This window comes from Pseudoalteromonas sp. S1608 (assembly GCF_005887265.1).
Lineage (GTDB): Bacteria > Pseudomonadota > Gammaproteobacteria > Enterobacterales > Alteromonadaceae > Pseudoalteromonas > Pseudoalteromonas undina.
Genome location: NZ_PNDK01000123.1, coordinates 1 through 376 on the forward strand (window position 1 = coordinate 1; position 376 = coordinate 376).

General features: G+C 34.8%; 1 protein-coding gene. It reads right to left on the reverse strand.

The window, feature by feature from the left end:
• Positions 1-269, reverse strand: a 269-nt coding sequence (locus CWB75_RS18950; protein WP_138571436.1) for a hypothetical protein, incomplete at its 3' end; no start/stop codon positions are given.
• Positions 270-376: the final 107 nt, after the last annotated feature.

A 376-nucleotide genomic window follows, 5' to 3' on the forward strand; every position in this document is an offset into this window, starting at 1 on the left:
GCTGACTTAATATCTGCATTTTTATTAATACTTGTATGGCCATAAACCTCAGTAATTAAAAGTTGAGTTAATGATTCATTTATATCAGGCTGTATATGATTAATAAAAAAATAGTAATCATCCATATCTTTTTCAATAATCGCTTCATTAAATAAAATGGGTGAGACAACCTGTTTTTGTTCACATCTTACTTCAATATTACAAAAGAATAAAAACCGAGAATACAACAATATCCGCTCTCGCGGATACATTTCAACTCGCTTCCTCATTGGCTCTGCAAAGTCACTAGGCAGTGGAGCGGGAGGGAAAAATCCTGAGCCTAAATCATCGCGCCCTTCAAGAACCCAGCGCTCTTGTTTTTTGAATTTGTTTCAAT